Source organism: Arcicella rosea, from assembly GCF_014204325.1.
Taxonomy (GTDB): Bacteria; Bacteroidota; Bacteroidia; order Cytophagales; family Spirosomataceae; genus Arcicella; species Arcicella rosea_A.
Window position 1 is genome coordinate 52,567 of the sequence record NZ_JACHKT010000020.1, and the last position, 22,855, is coordinate 75,421.

Here is a 22,855-nt window from a genome sequence, read left to right on the forward strand (position 1 = left end):
TTATTACTCTTCTAAATCTGCTTCTTCTAAGATGTAATTCATCTCATAAATATCATCAGCATTTAATTTTAACTTGCCTTTGAAAGTGTGCATTTCATCCGTTTTATACTTATGAGCAGCACCTTTTTTAGGCTTTAAAGACATGACAGATTCTGGCCCAGCACCGCCACAGAAAAAGCACTGACTGTATGGAAATGCGGAAAGTACATACATATTCGTAGCAGCATCCACAGGAATTACATAGCCTTTGATGATTACTTCTTTATTTTCTAATTTCTTTATGCCTGGGCCAAAAGTTGGATATAGCATAAAAATAGATTCTTGAGGATACCATTTTTTCTTGAAAACTACATCTTTTAGAATATCCCAAGTAAGTTTTTCCGCAGGTAAAGCCACTGGCTTTTTCATGGGTGTTGCAGCCGATAAAGCCAAGAATAAAACACCGAATACGAGTAACGATTTTATTTTCATTTTTTTGTTGATTTTTAGTTGTATCAGTTTTTTACCTCAAAGCTATTAATTTAATATTACATTGATAGCCGAAATCTGAAATCCGAATGCCGAAATAGAGCTACTCATCCGCTAAAGTTCTTGAAATATCTATTTTATAAATACCCAAAGATGGAATGGCTGCTGCCAATAAACCAATGAATAATGCTCCGAGAAATAACCAAAATTCTTCCGTCAACAAAGATAAAACGTTGAAGTCGTAATGAAAATTTTGTTCTACATTTTTCGACATCAGCCAAAGTCCAAGCCTACTTAATACCACGCCAAAAACAAAACCAATCGTGCTGATTATCAAGCCTTCTAAGAGTAAAAGAAAGAATAATTTGGTTCTACTTGCACCCATCGAAAGCATCAGAGCCATCTCATATTTTCGCTCTTTGAGTGAATTGTAGAGTGAAACAAAGACGCTCAAACCAGAAACGATGATGATGACCAAAGCAATAATTTTTAAAGTATCAATTCCAAAACCCATCAAAGCAAACAAACGATTGATTTCAATAGCGGGCGAAGCCGTTTGTAATGTAGTATTTTGATTAATACTTCTTGCCATCATCATTCCCATCGCTGGATTTCTGAATTTTATCAGCATGGAAGTAATTTCTTTGGCTTCTTCTTCGTGATGATGTTCTTCGTCTGTAATGTTATCTTCTTCTAAAAGCTTCAAAGCATTTGCTCCTTTGCCTACTTCTTCTTCATGGTGGGAATCGTGTACAGCCCAAACGCTTTCAAGCGGTGTCACCATCAATTGGTCGAGTACCGAATTGGTATTTTTCAATATACCAACTACTTTAAATTTCTTTTCTTCGTGAACGTCTCCTTCTTTATCGAAGCCATGTTGCGAAGCAAAAGTATCACCAACTTTTAATTCTAAATTTTTAGCAACTTTTGAGCCTACAACCATTTCCATCGCTCCAGAAAATACTTTTCCTGCTTCATATTCGGCTTCAAAATGTTGTAAGTACTTTTCGTTTGTCCCCACAATTCTATAACCTTGATAGCTATCGCCCATAGATAATGGAATGGCGGATTTCACTAAAGGATTACGAGTAAGTCGGTTGGCTTCGTCTAAAGAAATATTTCCTGTCGGAGCGTCAATTTGATAAATACTGGCTAAAATCAATTGTAGCGGACTACCTTTTGCCCCAACCACCATGTCGATTCCTGCTACATTTCGGGTAAATTTTTCTTCTAACTGTTTACCTGCCAAGAGTAACAACGAAATAATGGCGATACCCAAAGCCATCAATAAAATACTTAAAAAACTGGTAAGTGGCTTGTCTTTAAGGTTACTCCAAGATATTTTTAGTAAGTTCATTTGCTATAAATTTATACGTTTTTCCACCACATCTTTTAGGCGTTGGTCGTGCGTAACTACTACCAAACTTGCTCCAATTTCTTCAATTTGTTTTTTCAATAAATCCACTACTTTTAAACAATTGTCATCGTCTAAACTTGAGGTAGGTTCATCCGCCAAAATCACAGAGGGTTTATTCATCAAAGCTCTGGCGATACTTACTCTTTGCTGTTCGCCTTGTGATAATTGTGTGGTTTTCTTATGCAAATGTTCGGCAAAGCCCAAGCTTTCTGCCAAATGTTTGGCAAGGTCTTTTGCTTGAGATCTTCCAGCTAAATAATTTGCCAAGAGTAAATTCTCCATGACCGACAAAGAATGAACAAAATGAGGTTTCTGATAAATAATTCCTACATTTTTTGCTCTGAAATCTGCCGCAGTACTTACCGAAAAATCGCTAATTTCTTGGTTATTAATCTGGATTTTACCGCCCGTAGGTTTCAATAAAAGAGCCATTAAATGTAAAAAAGTGGTTTTACCTTTTCCTGATTTACCCAAAATAAGCATTGTTTCACGGTCGGCACAGGAAAAATCTGGAAAAGAAAAGTTCTTTTCAGACGAATAAGAGAAAGTTAAGTTTTGGGTGGCTATCATGCTGTTGATGTTTTTACAAAGATAACCAATGCAATGATATTGCAAGAAGTTTGAAGAATAGTTTAATATTATGGCTATTTGAAATTAACGAACGAGCCATTAAAGTGTTCCAAAACGATTGTTATTCTGGGTTTTATCATCTATTTTTGATAAAATACTTTTAGACACAATTTAATAATCGCACTTTTTATCAAAATCTCTCCATGAAAAAAATCTTATTGACTGTACTGATTACTGTTCTATCGCATCTCACCATCAAAGCCCAAAAAGAATTTATGTCAGGTTATGTTATCAATAATACTGGCGATACCATCAGTGGGCAAATCGACAATCAAAAATGGGTTTATTCTCCTTTAAAAATCACCTTTAAAAAAGACGACCAAGAAGTAAAGTATGGACTAAGCGATATTCAAGGCTTCGTGATTAATAATGAAGTGACTTATGTACGAAAAGCAATTGCTTTAGACATTACTCCACATCAATTAGGGAGTTTAATTGAAAGTTATGATAGAGTAGTGGTAGATACTACTTTATTTTTGAAGCAGTTAGTAAAAGGAAGGTTGAGTTTATACTATTTGCAAGATATAAATAATAAAAAACACTTTTTTATTGAGAAACTAAATGAGCCAATAAAAGAACTTATCGACCATCGCTTTCTGAGGACAATAGACTATAGAACATACAATGTCCATCTTGATATTTATAACAAGCAATTATATGATTTGTGCGAAGATTGCTCAAATTACTCAGGGAAAGTATTCAAATATTTATATAGGGATTCAGATTTAATCCCTTTGGTGATAAAATACAATATTTATTTTGGGGATAATAAGCCTGTTGAAGTTTCAAAAAAAGAAAAGTTTAAATCTACTTTATTTATACAAGCGGCGGTCGGGGCTTTTGGTTATACAATTGGTAATTCTCCAAATGAATTCAAAAAGGCAGGTTTAATGTCTGGTTCTTTTGGTCTGGGAGGTTTATTTGAAATACCTTCAAAAAGAAGAAGGTTTGGAATAAAAGCTGATTTACTATATAATTTTTATGAAGAGGATGTAAGGTTATTTAGTAGTTATGTTATACCAACTAATACTTCATATTTGGGAGCTTATATTGGGCCACAATATTCGATATATAAAAATGTACCTAAAAAAGTTGATATATATATCAACGCAGCAGTATCATTAGAAATTAGATTAGCAGAAAAGAGTCAACATGTTTACTATCAAGGTTTGGGCAATACAATGGGTTTTAAGGTTGGGGTAGGGACAAGATTGAATAAAATGAATCTTGAACTCACTTATAATAACACAGATGCAGGACTTAAACCTTATCCTTTTATTTCAGGAACTATCCAAAAAGTTTCGCTTGGACTTAGCTATGCACTTGGGAAAAATAAGTAATATTTCATAATGATACTCTTCCTACAAATTTTGGGAAGAGTATTGTTTTAGAATAAATAAAACATTCCTAAACTGGTGTAATTAGACAGGTTTCCGTTAATGTTTAAGTTATGGCTAGTTTGTGAAAAGTAATCATTACGACTATTTAAGTAAGTGTAATTCAGTGCAAATTGACCTAAACTCATATTGAGCATAATTTTTTCTTTAATTTGATATACGAAACTTAAAGGTGATATTTCGATACTTGTATTTATTCCTTTATCGTTTAATATCTCTGAAGACTCAGTTTTTCCAATAACTCCGGCCAAAGTAAAATTGCTTTTAGGAGCAAAATAGAACTGATCAAATATCTTTATAAATTTTCCAACTTGTATGGCTGGACCAAGGCTAATTTGTTGAGAGAAATTTGTTACTTGGTTAAGAGAATGTCCTCCTAAAACAAAACCATAGGCTACATAGGAATTATTTTTTCTGATTTTCCCTGCTAAAAAACTTACACTTACATTTGTATTAGTAGCTGAATATGGGCTACTGAACTTATAATTATATGTATCGTGATTTAATGATAATGACAGGTTACTACTATAAATCCTTTTATCAATTAAACTTTGTGAGAATAAATTGAGATGAGATAGCCAACAAAAGATAGAGATAAGTATAATTTTCTTCATTTTGGTACAAGGTTTAATAGAAATAAATAAACTTTTCAATCATCTAATTATTAGATTTATGTTTACTTGAAAGATATAAATATGAAAGCAATTTATTTAATTTCAATATTAATTCAATTAAATATCTACTATGAGCTCAATATATACAGTTATTAGACTACTAGAGTTAATGGTTTGAATTTAGATTTTAGCCTGTGTATTGCCAATTTTTTTTCGTAAAATTGCTCTACAATGAACAATTTTAAAGGCTTTTATAAGGTAAATGCTGTATTTTTTGATTTTAATAAAGACAGCATAAAACTTACCTTGATATAATATATGACTTCAAGAGAAAAAATAAATCAAGTATTTGAAGAAATGGGTAAAGTAGTGGTTGGTCATGAAAAACTGACGAATCGTTTACTCATTGGCTTGTTTACTGGCGGACACGTTTTGTTGGAAGGTGTACCGGGCTTGGCTAAAACATTATCTGTAAATACTTTATCAAAAATTCTTAAACTAGATTTTCATAGAATTCAGTTTACGCCCGATTTACTTCCTGCCGACTTGATTGGAACGATGATTTACAGTCGTAAATCAGATGATTTTGAAGTAAAAAAAGGTCCAGTATTTGCCAATATTATTTTGGCTGATGAAGTAAACCGTGCGCCTGCAAAAGTGCAATCTGCTCTTTTGGAAGCAATGCAAGAAAAACAAGTAACCATTGGAGATTTTACTTATCCGCTCGATAAACCTTTTTTAGTATTAGCTACGCAAAACCCTGTAGAACAAGAAGGTACTTTCCCTTTGCCAGAAGCACAAGTAGATAGATTTATGCTAAAGGTTTTTGTGGATTATTTGAATAAAGAGCAAGAATTAGAAGTAATGAGGAAGATGTCGAACATGGATTTTAATTATCAGCCTCGGGCAATTCTTGATAAAGAAGATATTTTTAAAATCCGAAAAGAGATTAACGATATTACGATTTCTGAAACGCTTGAAAAATACATTATTGAACTGATTTTTGCTACTCGTAAACCAGGAGATTATGGACTCAGAGAAGAAGCTCGTTATGTACAATTTGGAGCATCGCCACGTGCAAGTATCAATTTGAATTTGGCGTCAAAAGTACTAGCATATTTAGATGGAAGAGATTATGTATTGCCAGAAGATATTAAAGAAATTGCTCCAGATGTATTGAACCATAGAATTATGCTGAATTATGAAGCAGAAGCTGATGGTATTACAACGATGCAAGTAATTGATACCATTCTGAGAAGAGTAGCTATCGGTAGATAAAAATAAGGGGAATGATTTCAAAGTCATTCCCCTTATTTTTTGCCAATTAAATATTCATCACTCAATGATTTATTCTACAAATTCCTTATTATGAATTTCGCTTTTGATAATGAATAATGGTCTGTTTTTAGACTGGAAAAATACCCGAAGGATATATTCACCAAGTACTCCTAATGCAAATAATTGTACGCCACTAAACAATATAATCATAAAAAGTAAAGCAGGAAAACCTTCAATTACTTCTTGAAAATAATACTTCTTAATCAATACGCTGATAAAGTAAATCAATGAAACGATAATTGAAAGTACTCCTAAGCGTGACACAAATTTGATAGGAAATTCACTAAAATTAAAAATGCCACTATAAGCTAAATTGAAAAGCTGTTTGAAAGAATATTTCGATTCACCTGAGTGACGTTCCTCTCTGGCATACTCAACACCAATTTGTTTGAAGCCAACCCAAGTACGCATTCCTCTTAAATAACGACTTTCTTCGGGCATTTTATTCATGATATTAACTACTCTGCGACTCATCAAAGCAAAATCGCCACTATCTAATGGAATATCCACATAAGAGATACTTTTCAGTAAACGGTAGAATAGATAATAAGCACTTCTTTTTACAAAATTTTCTTTTCGCTGTTTGCGTACTGCATATACCACATCGTAACCTTGTTTTAAATAAGGATAAAATTCGGTTAATAATTCTGGTGGGTCTTGTAAATCGCCATCAATCACCATGACGGCTTCGCTGCCTTTTGATACTGCCAAACCTGCAGTAAGGGCTAATTGATGTCCGTGATTTCTGGCTAAAAATAAGCAATGGTATCTTTCGTCGGTCAAAGCCAAAGCCTGCATTAGCTCTGCTGTATTATCACGACTTCCATCATCTATCAAAACAATTTCAATGCTTTCTTGAACCGAATCCATTAAGTTATTTAACCTTTCTACTAAAAATGGAAAGGTTTCACTTTCATTATAGAGTGGGGCGATAATTGAAATTTGAGGGGTTTTCAAGGAATTAAAATGTTTGCGGGTGAAAGCAAGTAAGAGTTACGAATTATGATTGATGAATTGTGAATTTTACCCAATAAGTCGTTTGTTTTACAAATGCTACTTGTCAATGTGAAATGGTTATTTGAAAAGTCCGTATTTGAGAATGCAGTAAATCGCTCTGAAACCATCTTTCCAGTTTATTTTTTTGCCTTCGGCATAAGTTCTTCCATAGTACGAAATCCCTACTTCATAAATACGAATATTCTTAATTCTAGCAATTTTAGCAGTTACTTCTGGTTCAAATCCAAAACGATTTTCTTCTAAATGAATCCCTTTGATAATATCGGCACGAAACAGTTTGTAGCAAGTTTCCATGTCGGTAAGGTTCAAATTATTAAGCATATTACTTAAAAAAGTAAGGAATTTATTTCCAATTGTATGCCAAAAGAATAGAATTCTGTGGGCACGTCCACTGGTAAATCTTGAGCCATAAACAACATCAGCATGGCCATTAATGATTGGCATCAGCATGATATTATACTCGTTAGGGTCATATTCTAAATCGGCATCTTGTATGATGATTAAATCGCCAGTTGCTCTTTGAATACCTGTTCTAATCGCTGCTCCTTTACCTTGATTGACAGCATGGCTGTGATAACTAATCGGGAAATTATGTTGATTGATATACTTTTCTATCTCAGTATTTGTATCATCTGTAGAACAGTCATTAACCACAATTACTTCTTTTTCGATGTCATTTACCAGTTGTAATACTCTGACTTTATCAAGAATTAAATGGATGGTTTTGGCTTCATTATAAGAAGGAATGACAATAGAAAGTTTCATTGAGTAAGAAAATTTAGGATTGGTTTATCGGTATAAACAAGTTAAGAATGTTTTGTTGAATAGATTCTGCTATAGAGAAATGAATCAAGTCGTTTTGTTCACGATAAACCTTAATTATAATTAGCCTCAAATATAGCGTAAAAAGTTTAGATTAAGCCTTTTGGTATTCCAAAACCTAATTTGAATCGTATTCAATTGTTAGAAAATTTACTCTTTTTAAGCAAGGGATATAGTAAAACGGAAGCCAAAATAATAAATGTTCCTGCATAAAAACCTGTTGTCATCTGTTCTTTTTCTCCGAAAATTAAATAGGCTAAAATGATACCGTAAACGGGTTCGAGGTTTAAAGTAAGATTGAACGTAAAGGCTGAAAATTTCCGAATCAATTCTACTCCTTCGGCAAAAGCATATACTGTGCAAACAAAAGCTAAAATCATTATCCAAAGCCAATCTAAACCTTGAGGTATGATTTTGAGATTGGCACTTCCTTCAAAAAATAAATACAGAACTGGTACAAAAGTAAAAATGGTAGCACCCATCATCTCATAAAAAGTAATGATTTGTGGACTATGTTTTGTCGCAAATCTGGAATTGATTACGGAGAAAAGGGCACTCAGAAAAGCAGAGAATATCCCGACGAATAAACCCATGATATGATTTACTTCAAACAAAAATATCAAGTATAATCCTACAATCACCATCAAGCCCAAACCAACTTCTATGATTCTGATTTTTCTTTTGTCCCAAATGGGTTCTAGTAAACTTGTCCACAATGAACCTGTTGAAAAACCTGCTAAACAAATGGCTACGGTCGATATTTTGGCAGCATAAAAAAATGTAAACCAATGCAAAGCGATAATTCCGCCTGTTGCCAATAATTGCCAAGTAGCTTTGGTAGAAACTTTGATGGAAACGTTTTTCAAATATAAATAAATAAACAAACCACCCGAAGCCAGCAGTGTTCTGAAAAAGACAACACTTAAAGAATGTGCAGAAATTAATGCTCCTAAAATAGCCGTAAATCCAGCGATGAGTACAACTAAATGGAGTTGGATGTAATCTTTTATATTGTTTGTTTTCATGAAATAAGTATTTGAAAGCATTTAGTCAAACCTATAAGGATTTATGTAATTATCTAATAATGAAAAAAAAGGATTTAACCTATAAAACGCCGAACTACCTCGGCACGGTATAATATAGAATAACACCAATACCTGTAAAAACTAAATTCGGTAACCACACGGCTAGGAGCGGAGGCATTCCGCCAGATTGTGCAATACCTTTACTCATCATAAAGAATAGAATATACAGAAAGGCTAACATAAAGCCTAAAGCAATTTGAAAACCTACACCGCCTCTTGATTTACGAGCAGAAACAATGACACCAATAACGCTCAGAATAATTACAGCAAATGGATTGGCAAAACGTAAGTATTTCTCAATCAGAAAAATCTCAATACCATCTGCACCACGACTTCTAATTTGATTAATCGTTGCTTCTAGTTCAGAATTGGTGAGCGTTTCGTGAATTTGATAAGTACTTTCAAAATCTTTGGGAAGTAAATTGAGTGTTGTATCAATTTTTGTTCCGTAGGTTAATTTTTGTTTGCCATTAGGTAAGAAAGTTCTCACTCGGTAATCAAAAATCGACCATTTTCTTCTGGTAGAATCCCAAGTGATATGGTCTGCAAGTAATTTGGTCTTTAATTCATGTCCTTCAATTTTATCTAAAGAAAATTTATAACCCGTTTGTGAACCTGTATCGTAGCTTTCCATATAGGCATAATCGTGCGGGCCAATTTTGATATGCACATCTCTACCACTATAATAATAAGAACCTACTACGTACTTTCTTTCAAAGGCAATTCGAGTTTTATTGGCATTAGGAATTACCCAACCAACCATAAAAAAAGTAAGTACTCCGATGATAGAAGAAGCAATAATATAAGGACGAATAAAACGAGTAAAGCTTACTCCAGTACTCAGAATCGCAATGATTTCGGTGCGTGCAGCTAAATTGGCGGTAAAGAAAACCGTAGCAATAAACACCATCAGCGGACTAATATAATTAGCCCAATAAGGAATAAAATTGAGGTAATAGTCAAAAAGAACAGCGTGAACAGAAGCTTTATTATCAATAAAATTGTCGATTTTTTCGGTATAATCAATCACCATAATGATAGAGACGATGATTAACACGGCGAAAAAATACGTTGTAAGAAATTTTTTAATGATGTATAAATCGAGAATTTTCATTTTTCTGTAAGTCACAATAGCGACAACCGCAGCTATTCAAATCATAATATTTTACAAAGCTACGAATAAAAAAAAACTCTCAGGTTTGAAGTATCCATTTGCAGGATTAAAAATTGTTAATAAGCACTCAATGAAGGAATCAAGGCAGAGTCAGGGAATAAGTAATTGCTTTTTTTAATTGTGCGGTATTCTTCGCTTTTATACGGGAAATTGCGTGAAAAAGATGGGCGAACCTATCTCCGAGATAGGATGCCCTATCTTTTTCACGCAAAAAACCGCAAAAAAGATAGGACAAGCTATGATTTAGATAGCTCCACCTATCTAAATCATAGCTTGTCCTATCAAAAAGACGCATTGACCTATCTAAAAGATAGCTTGACCAATCTTTAAGATAGGTTTTCCCGTCTTTTTGATAGGAAGAGGAGTAAATAAGATAATTGCCTCATCTTATAGCATTTACGAAAAAATTAACCGAATAATAAGTTTTTTGGAAGTAAATGGCTGATTGTCTTTAATGGTTTACGTCGTAGAGCATATATTTATACTATCAAACTTAAATATTTGTGAACTAGATGATTGATACAAATCAGGAAATAATTGATAAGAATATTCTTGAAATTGCTAAGGTAGCTTACAAGTTACCAGGAGTAGTTGTATTGCACGACCTACGTGATTGGTCAGTTGCTTGGATGTCGCCAAGAGGACTTGACGAGCTTGGTGTAACTTTAGAAGAAATTACCAGTTTACCTTCGGAAGAGTATTATTACCGTTATTTCAATCCAGAAGATGCTAAAGATTATGCTCCCAAAGTGTTGAGTTTGATGGAGCGAAATATTGCTGATGAAATTTGTACTTGTTTTCAGCAGGTGCGTTTTGGGATTAATGCTCCTTGGAAATGGCACATGGCAAGTACAATGGTTTTTGCCCGTGATGAACAAGGAAATCCGCTATTAGCTATTACAATAGCCTTTCCAATCGACACCATGCACCACATGACTTTTAAAGCAGAGCGATTGTTAGAAGAGAATAATTTTCTGCGAAACAACATTCAGCTATTTTCAAGCCTTAGTAAACGTGAATGCGAAATATTAAAATTACTGGCAATGGGTATGAGTTCTGTTGATACTGCTGAACAATTATTTATTTCGGTAGGAACGGTTGAAACACATCGGAAAAACATCAAGAAAAAACTCAATACTAATTCCTACTTTGAGCTTTGCCAGTTTGCAAGGGCATTTAACTTAATTTAAGTGACTTTTGATTTAAAAAAATACCCAGAAATGGGTATTGATTAGCCAAGCTGGCGTCTTTACTTTTGCATTTAAAGTTTGTAGAGAATAGAATATAGCCTCAATTAGCAGATACATTTTAAGCTATTTTTTGAATGATACTTTAATAGTTAACCGTATAATAAGTTTTTAAGTGCATAAGGCTGGTTGAGTGATACTCGCTTTTAATTTTTAAGTACTTTCGATAATCGGTTTCGGGATATAAGAAACCTTTAGGGTATACACATTCCGCCAAGTATACCCTTCAAATTTAACACATCATCAAAGAAGAATAATGTCGATTTTTTTCAGTAAAACATGCTAAAAGCATGAAGAATAGGTGTGTCTATACTTTTAGACGAAGCAAAAAGATTGCTTATAAAATAGAATCAAACATACAAACCTTTATAAATATCACAGCATGAAAAAACTGCTATTGCTTTTAATGACTATTTGTACAATTGGTGGGAGTGCCTTTTGTCAGGAAAAAGTTAAAATTAAAGCTCCCAATGATGGGAAATTTGCGATTGGTTTAGGCATAGGAACAACTCCGAGCTTGGATGTATCGTATCAATACAATAACCATTTGAGTGTTAAGTTGAAGTACAATTACTTCAAATACAACATGAATACACAATTGGATATTTCTGATGAGAAGGTTGAGCTAGATGGAAACTTTGACATGAGTGCAGTAGGCTTGTCGTTGGAATACTTCCCTTTTGCGAAGAGTAGCTTTAAACTAATTGGCGGAGTGAGTTATGTATTGAAAGGCGAACTAGGCGTATTAGCGACTCCAACAGAAAATTATACTTTTGGTGAGACAGTCTTTACGCCTGAAGAAGTTGGAACTTTCAGATTTGGACTAGACTATGGCAAAGGAATTGCACCATTTGTGGGCATTGGTTTTGGAAGAGCAGTACCTAAAAAACGAGTAGGCTTTGGTTTTGAATTAGGAACCTATTATTTGAAACAACCAGTAGTATCATTAACAGGCACAGAACGCCTAAGTAGTATGAATGAACAAGAAGCAAAAGTACAAGCTAACATGAACGATTGGCGTTATTGGCCAATGCTAAATCTTAGATTGGCAGTACGTGTAAACAAGTAAATAACTTTAATCCTAAAAGATAAGAAATCATGAAACTAAAATATCGTAATTATTTTCGCCCTGTATTATATACAATTTTTGGACTATTTGTCGTCTTTGCCTGTCAGAAAATCAACCCATTTGAAGACGTAGAATTAACCGTAAATACAGATATTTATAAAGCTCCGATATTGCTGAGATTTGTAGATGGCAATGCTGATGCAACAAAAGTGCCAGAAGGACTGACCGTGACAATTTCGGGTCCTGGCAAAGATTTAGTGCTAGATGATGCAGGAGGGAAAGATTATACTGTAATTGGCAATGTACTTCCTTTGGTATTAAATAAAAATGTTAAGCCATCCGAAGCAAATCCTATTGAGTTTACAGTTGTTGTTTCTGGAACAGGATATGTCTCAACGAGTAAAACGATTACTGTTGTTAGTGCAGATAGCACTTTAGCATTTGACGTTCCTCTAACAAGTGTCGCTAGCCCTCCTCATGGTACAGCAGCAGCGACAAGTGTATTGTCGTTGACAACTGGCTCAACAATTAATGTACCAGCTACTGCCGATAAAGCTGAGACGGCTCAGATTACGATAGCACCGGGAACACAAGTAAAAGATGTGGCAGGAAATGTTATTAACGCAACAACTGTAAAAACACAAGTTGTTCAATACGGCACTGAAACTCAGGAAGCATTGACTAGTTTTCCGGGAGGTTTTGCTGCAGAGAATGTTACTATGCAGAATGGAACTACCACTGAAGGTTCATTTATTACTGGTGGTTTTGTTGCGGTTGATATGGAAGCAGATGGTAAAAAGGTTACAAGCTTTTCAAAACCAATTGATGTAAAAGTAGGAGTTAGCACAGAACTTGAAAACCCAGAAACAGGTCAAAAAGTACATGAAGGAGATAAAATTCCTACATGGAGTTATGATAGTGAGACAGGAGAGTGGAAAGAAGAAGGGGAAGCAATTGTAACAAAAGGAGCTGATGGTAAATTGACAGCAACTTTTAAAGCAGCACACTTATCTTATTGGAATTTAGATTGGTATTATAGAGGATGTAGTAACAGGAGTACTACTCTGAAGTTTAGAGTAGCTTCTAATATCAATACTTATACAAATAGTTATGATTTTTATGCCTATTTATATTTAGTAGCTCCAAATGGTAGTCGCTCATTCTATACATCAATTTCAAATTTTGATGTTTTAAATGGTAATTTAAATAATGGTTTTATTAACGCTGGAAGAGCTCCAAATAATTTTAGAGTTCAGCTTGACATTTTTTCAAGAAACAGTGCTGCTCTAATTGGTCGTTCTGCGGCTTTTGACCCTTGCTCATCTACTCCAGTTAATGTAAATGTCTCAGTACCTAATATACCACCATATATTAATATAGATATAGATTTTACAGTAAAATGTAGTAATAAGAGCTTAAATATTAAACCATCAACTTGGGTTGATTTTTATGATCCTACTGATAGAAGATGGGCATATATCTATGCAAGAAGTGGTAAAGGAAGTATTACATTAAGAGAAGGAAGGGAATATATCTTTTATACCTATTATGATGGTAAAAGTTATTCTGGCAGAGTTACGTTTGGAAAGAATTCATCTACCATTGTTACTTCTGGAGGTATAGGTATATCAGGTACAACAAGGTATAATGCTTCAACTGGTAGAGTAAGTGTCTTGGCAAGTTATACTGCTAATGATTGTAAATAGTGGATTGTGGTTGATAAATACAGTGAAATGACAAATATGGCTGGGATTTCCTAGCCATGTTTTATTGGTTTTAGTATTCGTAAATGCCAAACAATAAAGGGAAGCCTTCAAACCTGAAAGCTTCCCTTGGTTTATATTATATTCGGGTTGGAAACCCGAATTACAGCACTGCTACTTTAACGGTTAAAGTCAATTCTTCAAACTCTACTTCCTGTCCGTCGGCTAATTCGCTAACTACTTCCAACGAAAGTGCTTGTACTTCTTGACTGATAAAGTCTTTGAAAGCTACAACGCCTGCGGTTACTTCTGGGTCTGAATCTAATAATTGAATGCTGATTTTATCCGTTACTTCAAAGCCTGAATCTTTACGTAAGTTCTGAATACGATTGACAAAATCACGAGCGATACCTTCTTGTTTCAACTCAGGAGTAATGTTGATGTCTAAAGCAACCGTAATACCTGCATCTGATGCCGTTAAGTAGCCCGGTAAATCTTCTGTTTGTATTTCAACGTCTTCTAAAGCAATCGTGAAATTCTCAAGAGCAATCGTTTTATTTTCTTCTAAAGCTTTTAAATCGTCGGCTGTCATGGCAGTAATTACTGCGGCAACGGCTTTCATTTCTTTTCCGAATTTTGGACCTAATGCCTTAAAGTTTGGTTTTACTTTTTTCGACAATACGCCCGAAGCATCGTTTAAGTATTCTACGGCTTTTATGTTTACTTCTGTCTTGATCAATTCGTCCACATGGCGAATTTGTTCACGAGTTTGTTCGCTCAAAATCGGAATCAAGATTTTCGATAATGGCTGACGTACTTTGATACGATTGGTTTTTCTCAATGAGTGAATCAAAGAACAAATTCTTTGTGCCAAATCCATTGAAGTTTCTAAATCTGTATTAATCCATGCTTCGTCTGCTTTAGGGAAGTTGGTTAAGTGAACAGACTGAACGCCTTCTGTACTTGTATCTGTTAGGTTTTTGTACAACCAATCGCCATAAAAAGGTGCAATTGGCGACATCAACTGAGCAATCGTTTTCAAACAGTAAGCCAAAGTTTCATAAGCCGATTGTTTGTCTGCCGTTACTTCGCCTTTCCAGAAACGTCTTCTGCCCAAACGCACATACCAGTTTGAAAGATGGTCGCCCACAAACTCTTGGATGGCACGTCCTGCTTTGGTTGGCTCATAAGTATTGTATGACTCGTCCACTTCTTTTATCAAAGTTTGTAGTTTTGATAAAATCCATTGATCTAATTCAGTCGCAATCGTTTTGTCAAGCTTTCCTGTTGGCGTGTAGCCATCTAAATTGGCATACAAAGCAAAGAAATTATACGTATTTGTAAGCGTTCCGAAGAATTTGTTACGTACTTCGGTAATGCCTGCTAAGTCAAATTTAAGGTTATCCCACGGCTGTGCATTGGTAATCATGTACCAGCGAGTTGGGTCTGCTCCGTACTTTTTCAAAGTTTCAAACGGGTCAACGGCATTGCCTAAGCGTTTAGACATTTTGTTGCCATTTTTGTCTAAAACCAAACCTGTTGAAACTACATTTTTGAAAGCAACCGAATCAGAAATCATTGACGAAATGGCGTGCAAAGTAAAGAACCAACCACGAGTTTGGTCAACACCTTCGGAAATAAAATCGGCTGGATAAGCTTTGTCGAAAATATCTTTGTTCTCGAAGGGATAATGCCATTGTGCATAAGGCATTGCTCCAGAATCAAACCAAACGTCAATTAAGTCGGTTTCACGAGTCATCACTTTGCCCGAAGCCGAAATTAAATATACTTCATCCACAAACGGACGGTGTAAATCTTCTTTTCCTTCTTTCAACAAAGCCAAGAATTTTTCGTTGGCTGCACGTTGCTCTGCTGATAAAACATCATCTTTCAAAGCGTGAGTAATGCCATTTTCTAATTCTTTCAAAGAACCAACGCATACTTCTTCGCTATCTTCCGAACGCCAGATTGGTAGCGGAGTTCCCCAATATCTTGAACGTGACAAGTTCCAGTCAACCAAGTTTTCCAACCAGTTACCAAAACGACCAGTACCTGTTGATTCAGGTTTCCAGTTGATGGTATTGTTCAAGGCAATCATTTTATCTTTTACTGCCGTAGTACGGATAAACCAAGAATCCAAAGGATAATACAAAACTGGTTTATCGGTTCTCCAACAGTGTGGATAAGGGTGATCAAATTTCTGAACATTGAAGGCTTTATTTTCAGTTTTTAATTGAATCGCAATGCGTTCGTCAACTGATAAATACTTGTCTCTTCCTTGTTTGATACGTTGTTCTTCTTTTTCAGCTTCTGATAAATATGCTTCTTTTACGGGTTCGTTGGCATAATCAGTAATTTCAGCCACGAAACGACCTTGGCGATTTACGATTGGTACATCTTTTCCGTTTTCGTCTTTGACAAAAATCGAAGGAATACCATTTTGCTGTGCTACTCTAAAGTCGTCCGCACCAAAAGTTGGTGAAGTATGAACTACACCAGTACCGTCTTCTGTCGTAACAAAATCACCGATAATCACACGGAACGCAGGGCTTTCTGGCTGAACGTAAGGCATTAATTGTTCGTACTCGATGCCTTCCAAGAAATTGCCTTTGAAACTGAAAATTTCTTTCCAAGGAATGATTTTATCTCCGTCGTTGTACTTCGAGAAGTCGCCATCTTTTCCTTTTTCGTTGAAATATTTTCCAACTAAATCTTTTGCCAAAACTACATTTACTGGTTCGTAAGTGTATGGATTGAGTGATTTAATCAAAGAGTATTCAATGTTTTTCCCAACTGTCAGAGCAGAGTTAGCTGGCAAAGTCCACGGAGTAGTCGTCCAAGCTAAAATATAAACATTACTACTTTCAGCAGCATCAAATAAAAATCCAGATTTGCCTGTGAGTTTTACTTTAAACTGAGCTGTCAGGGAAGTGTCTTTTACTTCACGATAACAACCTGGTTGGTTTAATTCGTGCGAAGAAAGACCAGTACCTGCCGCAGGCGAATAAGGTTGAATCGTGTAGCCTTTGTAAAGTAACCCTTTTTCGTAAAGAGTTTTCAACAAATGCCAAACCGATTCGATATAATCGTTTTCATAAGTAATGTATGGATTATCCAAATCTACCCAGTAACCCATTTTCTCGGTCAAGTCATTCCATTGGTCAGTGAATTTCATGACTGTTTCACGACACTTCTTGTTGTACTCTTCTACCGAAACATATTTTGGAGATTTCAGATTACCAATATCGTCTTTGGTAATGCCTAATTCTTTTTCTACTTGTAATTCTACGGGCAAGCCGTGAGTATCCCAACCGCCTTTGCGTTTTACTTGCTTGCCTTTTAAAGTTTGATAACGACAGAAAATATCCTTAATCGCACGAGCCATCACGTGGTGAATACCAGGAGTACCATTGGCAGAAGGCGGGCCTTCATAAAAAGTAAAAGTTGGATTGCCCTCACGGGTTTCGATAGATTTTTCAAAAATCTTTTCGTCTTGCCAAAATTTAAGGATTTCGTCTGCAACCTGACCGTAGTCGAGGTTTTTATATTCTTTAAAATTCATTATGGACTATAATTCGTTTATTTCCTTGTTAAAAATTATCTGTTGAGATGTTTTCTGAATAGGTGGCGAAAATTCTTGCAAAAGTACAATAAATGACTGGCTTTTGGAAGGATTAAGTAGGAAGAAAAGTATTTTCAGTATTCCAACGTTTTAGAGATGAATGGTGTCTTTACTGAGTTGGAGATTCTGAATAAAAAAGAATCATTTAAAACCAACCAATAAACCGATGAAAAAAACACTCTTATTGACGATATGCTGTTTTTTTAGTTTGATTGGCTGTAAATCAGAAGATGTTGGTCCTAAAACTTTGGTAGGAGAGTGGTCTCCAACATATAGGTATCAAAATAGGGGGAAAGATGGCACTTTAGGTGAATGGTATGATATGATTAATATTACAGCGATGCCGGGCTGTAAATTTACAAATGATAATCGTTTTTATTTGACGGGTTCAAGCTATCATAATGATTGTTGTATTAATGGTGTAAAATACAAAGCTACAAATGATAAGATTTCTTTTTTGAATGTAGCAAACGCTTGTAAATCGCCAACTTGTGTTCCTGAAGGGTACATTTTTGAAACAAATCGTAAAGACACTTTAGTATTAGAAGAAAATTCTTTGAGAAGGGAATTTTATAGAACTAAGTAAAAAATAATCTTAAACAACATGAAAAAGCATTTTCTAATAATCCCTTTTCTTTTTTTGATTTTACTTTCTTGTAAAACAAAAGAAGAAATTGCGCCTAATGGTCTGGTAGGAAAATGGGTAGCCACTGGCTTGACGCAATCTATGAACCAAGACAGTACTTGGAGTGCTTGGCGAGTTAATCCAACTTTAGCTAACGTAACACCTTCTATTTGGGAATTTACAAATGATAGAAAGTTTCTTAGAGATGGAAAACCCGCTGCTGAATGTTGCTTTGCGGGTAATAGGTATGCTCTTTTGGGTAATAAAATTACTTTTACAGAAATTGAAGGTGATTGTGCTAATTTTAGATGTATAACTTGTTATGATTGGGATTTTACCAAAGCAAGTGATGATACTTTAGTGCTGAGACAATGTAACACTAGAAATCAATTTGTTCGAGTAAAATAAAATTCAAACAATTCCAACCATCAAAATAATTTCTACGTCTTTATAAAAAACAATTTATTACAATTTAAACTTTGAAATAACATGAAATTATTAACATTATGTGCAGGACTACTTTTGATGGTTAGTGCCTGTCAGTCAGTAGATGAAGTAAATCCATCAAAAGAAAGTGGAGCAAAGGTTTCTGCGGATAAATTAGTTGGAAAGTGGAATCCTACTTATATTCAAAAAGGTAAATCGGTAGATGCTAAATGGGAAACTATCAATACTTTGGTTGCTTTGCCGACCATAGAATTTACGGCTGATGGTAAATTTCTAAGCGATGGTAAACCGGGTGCAGATTGTTGTGGTTGGGTTGGAAATAAATACACATTTAAAGACAGTAAAATTATTTTTTCTGATTTTAATCCATGTCCAGATGTAATGTGTATCGCTATTGCTTGCGATGGATGGACGGTTCAAAAAATAGAAAGTGATACTTTAGTCTTAGAAACTTGCTTTAATGTTAGCAAGTTCGTTAAAACTAAGTAAAAATGCTTTAGAGTCATTGTTTAACCTCATAATAAGTCTTAAAATTGTTTTGCCTCTGCAAGTAAAATCTTGCAGAGGTTTTTTGTGCTATTTTGTTGAATAAGATTATTAAAAGCTACATTTTTTGATGTTGGTAACTTCTTGAAGTTTTATCAAGGTTTAAATCATCTCCCAAAAGCATTCATAACACTAAGAGTTTTACTTCTTAACCACTGAAAAAATGCTTTAGGTTTTTTCCAATATTGGTAAGCAAGATTTTGATTAATACTTTTAACCAGTCATGAATTTACACTAAGTTTGTAACAATATGCAGGAAAGAAGGATTACAGATATATAAATCTATAATTCTATCGCAAGATGATAAGTGTTTATACTTGTTTTGCTTACCTTTGAGGGTGAAATTCTCCACATGACTGCTATTGTATTGTCAAATTTATAAAAATGAATGTTGTATTAAGGAATATAAGAGGTTTACTACTCCTTCAATTAGTTAGTTTTGTATTGCCTTTAGTTGTTATACCCTATGTTTTTAGGGCAATTGGTCCTATTTATACAGGTAAAGTAAACTTTTCTCAATCATACATCAATTATTTTTTGTTGCTCATCAATTACGGCTTTGATATCACGGGTACAAAGCGTATATCTGTTGTAAAGGACAATCCCAAAGAATTGGTTGAAACGTTTAATGAAATTATTTCAACCAAGATTTTTTTGTTCGTAATCAGTATTGTTGTATTCCTTGTTTGTACTTTATCTGTTCCAACGCTTCGTTCAGAGTTTGCACTACATTTTTATTCGTTTAGTTTTTGTTTAGGCTGGGTATTTTTCCCTACTTGGTTTTTTCATGGGATTCAAGAAATTCAAACAGCGGCCCTCATTGCTTTGTTTTTTAAGCTGATTTCCTCAATTGCTATTTTCTTCGTTGTGAATAGTGTTGAATCATTTTATTGGTTTAACATTCTTACAAGTTTAGGGCAAATTTTAGCTGGTTTATGGGCTTTTTATATTGCCATGAAACGCTACAATATCAATTTTTACTTCATTAAGCTTCAAAGAATTATTCAATTATTGATTGAAGAGCGTTTCTATTTTGTTTCTACAATAGTGGTTAATTTATATACAACAACTAATATTTTTTTGATTGGCTTTCTGTTAGATGATAGGAGTGTCGGTATTTATTCAGCTGCTGTTAGATTGATTACGATTGTTGTTACTGTTTGTATCAATCCGATTTCCCAGTCTATTTTCCCTGAGATTGCCAATAAAATGAATGTCAATCTACAAAAAGGCTTAGAACTCGTTCAGAATATTATTCCAGTGGTATTTTTTATAACGGTTTTAGGAACAGTTTTCCTTTATATGGTAGCGCCATTTATCGTGTCATTTATTTTTGGAGAAAAATTTGTGGACTCAATTGGTGTGTTTCAATACTTGTGTATCATTCCAATTTTATCAAGTTTGAGTTTATTTCAAGCACATACCATGCTGAGTTTGAAATTAGATAGGTACATTCTGAATATTACTTTGATTGCTGGTATTGTTAGTGTTGCTATCAATCTTATTTTTATCAATCTCTTTCAATATTACGCTTCAGTATTAGCTTATGTTTCTGTAGAAGCTTTTATCTTAATAGCAGGATATTTTGTATTGAAGCGTGAAGGTTTGACAGTGATTGTCTTTGAAAATTTCTCAGCAAAATCATTTCGTTATTTAATCAAGAATTTTAATCTTTTTGGAAATAAATCAGTAGAAAATTGATTGGTTGAGGTGAAGTAATATGATGAATATTCTAGTAATTTCAGTTTCCCCATTTCCTGTAAATCTACGTTCCTTTATTAATCTGTCTTGAAAAAGAGGTCTATTAATGCTCCTGTTGAAACATTAAAAATTCCTGCCACAACCATCACCTAGCCGAAAGTTTACGAACAAGTAAAATTAATGTAATTGTATTAATTGTTGAAGACATCGCCTACCCATTCTTTGCCAATGTAGCTTGAACTATCGAAAATATCGCTTATGATAATGGTTATAAATCATCTACAGGCTCACCCAAAATAACCCTGTAAAAGCAAAAAAATTAATCAATACTTTCAGAGAAAGAAAAGTATCTGGCTACATCATTGCATTTGGAAAATACTTGTGAAATGATATTAATCTGCTGATTAATAATGTTTTATAATGTTGGTAATGTCTAAAAAGCTGTACAACACTTGATTTCAAAAGAGTATAAAATATAGCTTTCATTACGCTTGATTCTTTGCAGAGAAACGTTTACTAGAAACGTTAGTGATTAGTCAATTTTCAATGTTATATTTAGCCTAGAAAAAGCCCTAAAATGTAATTGTTAATAAGCCTGAAAATAGAATTAATTATACAAACGATCAATTGAAAATTAAGCTAGAAAAATAAAACCAAAGCTATGAACATAGAGAAAATTAGAGAAATCTGTTTGTCTTTTCAACATACTTCTGAAGGCATAAAGTACGGAGACCAACTCTGTTTTATGGTCATGGGAAAAGTTTTTTGTTCATCTAATATCAAGAATTTAGACAAAGTGAATTTTAAAGTTTCAGATGAAATTTTTGACGAATTCTGTGACAGAGAAGGAGTTGTGCCAGCACCTTATGGCGGAGCAAAATTTAAGTGGGTTCAAATAACAAGCTTTGAAGTGCTGTCTGATAAAGAATGGTTCGATTACCTGAATAAAGCATACGGTTTGGTAAGAGCTAAATTGCCCAAGAAAGCTTTTTTGAACAAGGAAGATTAATTTTATTTATTATCAGGTTGAGATACTGCAAAATCAAGATGTTTTTTTCAAATTTGCTCATTAAAAAAATATTTAAACAATTTAACAAAATGAGAATCCTACGAAATACATTATTGGCGTTTTTACTCTTTTTAAACCTAATTTCTCGTGCGGCTGTTGTGGACACTGTGGTTACTTATAGTGCTGTCATGAAAAAAAATATCAAAGCAGCTGTTATTATTCCTGATAATTATAAAAGCCAAAAAGCTCTGCCAGTTGTCTATCTTTTGCATGGTTATAGTGATAATTATGCTGGTTGGTTAACCAAAGCAAAAGGCTTTGAAAAAGCTGCTGACCAATACAATATGATTATTGTTTGTCCTGATGGCGGTTTTTCAAGCTGGTATTGGGATAGCCCCATAGACCCAAATTATCAATACGAAACCTATGTGTCAACTGAATTGGTGAAATGGATAGATGATAACTATAAAACCATTAAAGACCGTAAAGCCAGAGGAATCACAGGTTTAAGTATGGGCGGGCATGGTGCTTTGTACCTTGCATTGAAACATCAAGATGTATTTGGAACTGCTGGAAGTATGAGCGGAGGCGTTGATATTCGTCCTTTTCCTAATAATTGGGACATGGTAAAACGTCTTGGAAAATATGCTGAACAACCTGAACGTTGGGAAAAGAACACTGTAATTAACTTACTTCATTTACTTACGCCCAATTCACTGGCTTTGATTATTGATTGTGGCACAGAAGATTTCTTCTATGAAGTAAATGAAAACCTCCATAAGCAGTTATTATACAGAAATATTCCTCATGATTATCTTACCAGACCGGGTGGTCATAATTGGCCATATTGGTACAATGCTGTTCAATATCAATTGTTATTCATGAACAATTACTTCACTAAAGCGAAATAATTCTAATATAAAT

General features: G+C 34.3%; 20 protein-coding genes. 11 read left to right on the plus strand and 9 right to left on the minus strand.

The annotated features are described in order from the left end of the window. Positions 1–3: 3 nt before the first annotated feature. The 3 genes from HNP25_RS13795 to HNP25_RS13805 form a co-directional block, all read right to left on the minus strand. Positions 4–471 carry a DUF3299 domain-containing protein gene (locus tag HNP25_RS13795; RefSeq protein WP_184135007.1) on the minus strand — a complete coding sequence of 156 codons (468 nt, stop codon included), beginning with the start codon at positions 469–471 and terminating at the stop codon, positions 4–6. Between the two features lie 100 nt (positions 472–571). Continuing rightward, positions 572–1,825: an ABC transporter permease gene (locus tag HNP25_RS13800; RefSeq protein ID WP_184135009.1), complete on the minus strand. Its 1,254-nt coding sequence runs from the start codon at positions 1,823–1,825 to the stop codon at positions 572–574. A gap of 3 nt (positions 1,826–1,828) precedes the next feature. Further along, positions 1,829–2,455, minus strand: coding sequence for an ABC transporter ATP-binding protein (locus HNP25_RS13805; RefSeq protein WP_184135010.1), 627 nt, complete (start codon positions 2,453–2,455; stop codon positions 1,829–1,831). Positions 2,456–2,658: 203 nt separating this feature from the next. Between HNP25_RS13805 and HNP25_RS13810 the strand changes: the two genes are divergently transcribed. Continuing rightward, on the plus strand, positions 2,659–3,855 hold the full coding sequence (locus HNP25_RS13810; protein ID WP_184135012.1) for a hypothetical protein: 1,197 nt from the start codon (positions 2,659–2,661) through the stop codon (positions 3,853–3,855). Between the two features lie 47 nt (positions 3,856–3,902). Here HNP25_RS13810 and HNP25_RS13815 read toward each other — a convergent pair whose 3' ends face one another. After that, positions 3,903–4,526 carry a hypothetical protein gene (locus HNP25_RS13815; RefSeq protein ID WP_184135014.1) on the minus strand — a complete coding sequence of 208 codons (624 nt, stop codon included), beginning with the start codon at positions 4,524–4,526 and terminating at the stop codon, positions 3,903–3,905. A 318-nt stretch (positions 4,527–4,844) separates the two neighbouring features. On the opposite strand from HNP25_RS13815, the gene HNP25_RS13820 reads away from it, so the two are divergent. Next, positions 4,845–5,804 (plus strand): AAA family ATPase, encoded by a 960-nt coding sequence (locus HNP25_RS13820; RefSeq protein WP_184135015.1) that lies wholly within the window; start codon positions 4,845–4,847, stop codon positions 5,802–5,804. A gap of 69 nt (positions 5,805–5,873) precedes the next feature. Here HNP25_RS13820 and HNP25_RS13825 read toward each other — a convergent pair whose 3' ends face one another. From HNP25_RS13825 to HNP25_RS13840, 4 genes are all read right to left on the minus strand, one after another. Further along, positions 5,874–6,821 carry a glycosyltransferase family 2 protein gene (locus HNP25_RS13825; protein ID WP_184135017.1) on the minus strand — a complete coding sequence of 316 codons (948 nt, stop codon included), beginning with the start codon at positions 6,819–6,821 and terminating at the stop codon, positions 5,874–5,876. A gap of 117 nt (positions 6,822–6,938) precedes the next feature. Further along, entirely contained in the window at positions 6,939–7,646 is a 708-nt protein-coding gene (locus tag HNP25_RS13830; protein ID WP_184135019.1) for a glycosyltransferase family 2 protein, read from the minus strand. A gap of 191 nt (positions 7,647–7,837) precedes the next feature. Further along, positions 7,838–8,728, minus strand: coding sequence for a DMT family transporter (locus HNP25_RS13835; RefSeq protein ID WP_184135020.1), 891 nt, complete (start codon positions 8,726–8,728; stop codon positions 7,838–7,840). Between the two features lie 94 nt (positions 8,729–8,822). After that, a complete protein-coding gene (locus HNP25_RS13840) occupies positions 8,823–9,902 on the minus strand; it encodes an LptF/LptG family permease (protein WP_184135022.1) in 1,080 nt (359 codons plus the stop codon). A 572-nt stretch (positions 9,903–10,474) separates the two neighbouring features. Here HNP25_RS13840 and HNP25_RS13845 point away from each other — a divergent pair. From HNP25_RS13845 to HNP25_RS13855, 3 genes are all read left to right on the plus strand, one after another. Continuing rightward, positions 10,475–11,152: a helix-turn-helix transcriptional regulator gene (locus tag HNP25_RS13845; RefSeq protein ID WP_184135024.1), complete on the plus strand. Its 678-nt coding sequence runs from the start codon at positions 10,475–10,477 to the stop codon at positions 11,150–11,152. A gap of 439 nt (positions 11,153–11,591) precedes the next feature. Then, positions 11,592–12,278, plus strand: coding sequence for a hypothetical protein (locus HNP25_RS13850; RefSeq protein ID WP_184135025.1), 687 nt, complete (start codon positions 11,592–11,594; stop codon positions 12,276–12,278). Positions 12,279–12,307: 29 nt separating this feature from the next. Next, a complete protein-coding gene (locus HNP25_RS13855; RefSeq protein ID WP_184135027.1) occupies positions 12,308–13,984 on the plus strand; it encodes an astroprincin family protein in 1,677 nt (558 codons plus the stop codon). 160 nt (positions 13,985–14,144) lie between these two features. Here HNP25_RS13855 and ileS read toward each other — a convergent pair whose 3' ends face one another. Then, positions 14,145–17,543 carry an isoleucine--tRNA ligase gene (ileS, locus tag HNP25_RS13860; RefSeq protein WP_184135028.1) on the minus strand — a complete coding sequence of 1,133 codons (3,399 nt, stop codon included), beginning with the start codon at positions 17,541–17,543 and terminating at the stop codon, positions 14,145–14,147. A 226-nt stretch (positions 17,544–17,769) separates the two neighbouring features. Here ileS and HNP25_RS13865 point away from each other — a divergent pair, with 226 nt between their 5' ends. From HNP25_RS13865 to HNP25_RS13890, 6 genes are all read left to right on the plus strand, one after another. Next, positions 17,770–18,189, plus strand: coding sequence for a hypothetical protein (locus HNP25_RS13865; protein ID WP_184135030.1), 420 nt, complete (start codon positions 17,770–17,772; stop codon positions 18,187–18,189). 18 nt (positions 18,190–18,207) lie between these two features. Further along, complete coding sequence (locus HNP25_RS13870) at positions 18,208–18,636, plus strand: hypothetical protein (RefSeq protein ID WP_184135032.1); 429 nt, start codon at positions 18,208–18,210, stop codon at positions 18,634–18,636. An 81-nt stretch (positions 18,637–18,717) separates the two neighbouring features. Beyond that, positions 18,718–19,164, plus strand: coding sequence for a hypothetical protein (locus tag HNP25_RS13875; protein WP_184135034.1), 447 nt, complete (start codon positions 18,718–18,720; stop codon positions 19,162–19,164). A 441-nt stretch (positions 19,165–19,605) separates the two neighbouring features. After that, a complete protein-coding gene (locus tag HNP25_RS13880) occupies positions 19,606–20,922 on the plus strand; it encodes an oligosaccharide flippase family protein (RefSeq protein ID WP_184135035.1) in 1,317 nt (438 codons plus the stop codon). 661 nt (positions 20,923–21,583) lie between these two features. After that, a complete protein-coding gene (locus tag HNP25_RS13885; RefSeq protein WP_184135037.1) occupies positions 21,584–21,931 on the plus strand; it encodes an MmcQ/YjbR family DNA-binding protein in 348 nt (115 codons plus the stop codon). An 89-nt stretch (positions 21,932–22,020) separates the two neighbouring features. Beyond that, entirely contained in the window at positions 22,021–22,842 is an 822-nt protein-coding gene (locus tag HNP25_RS13890; RefSeq protein ID WP_184135038.1) for an alpha/beta hydrolase, read from the plus strand. Positions 22,843–22,855: the final 13 nt, after the last annotated feature.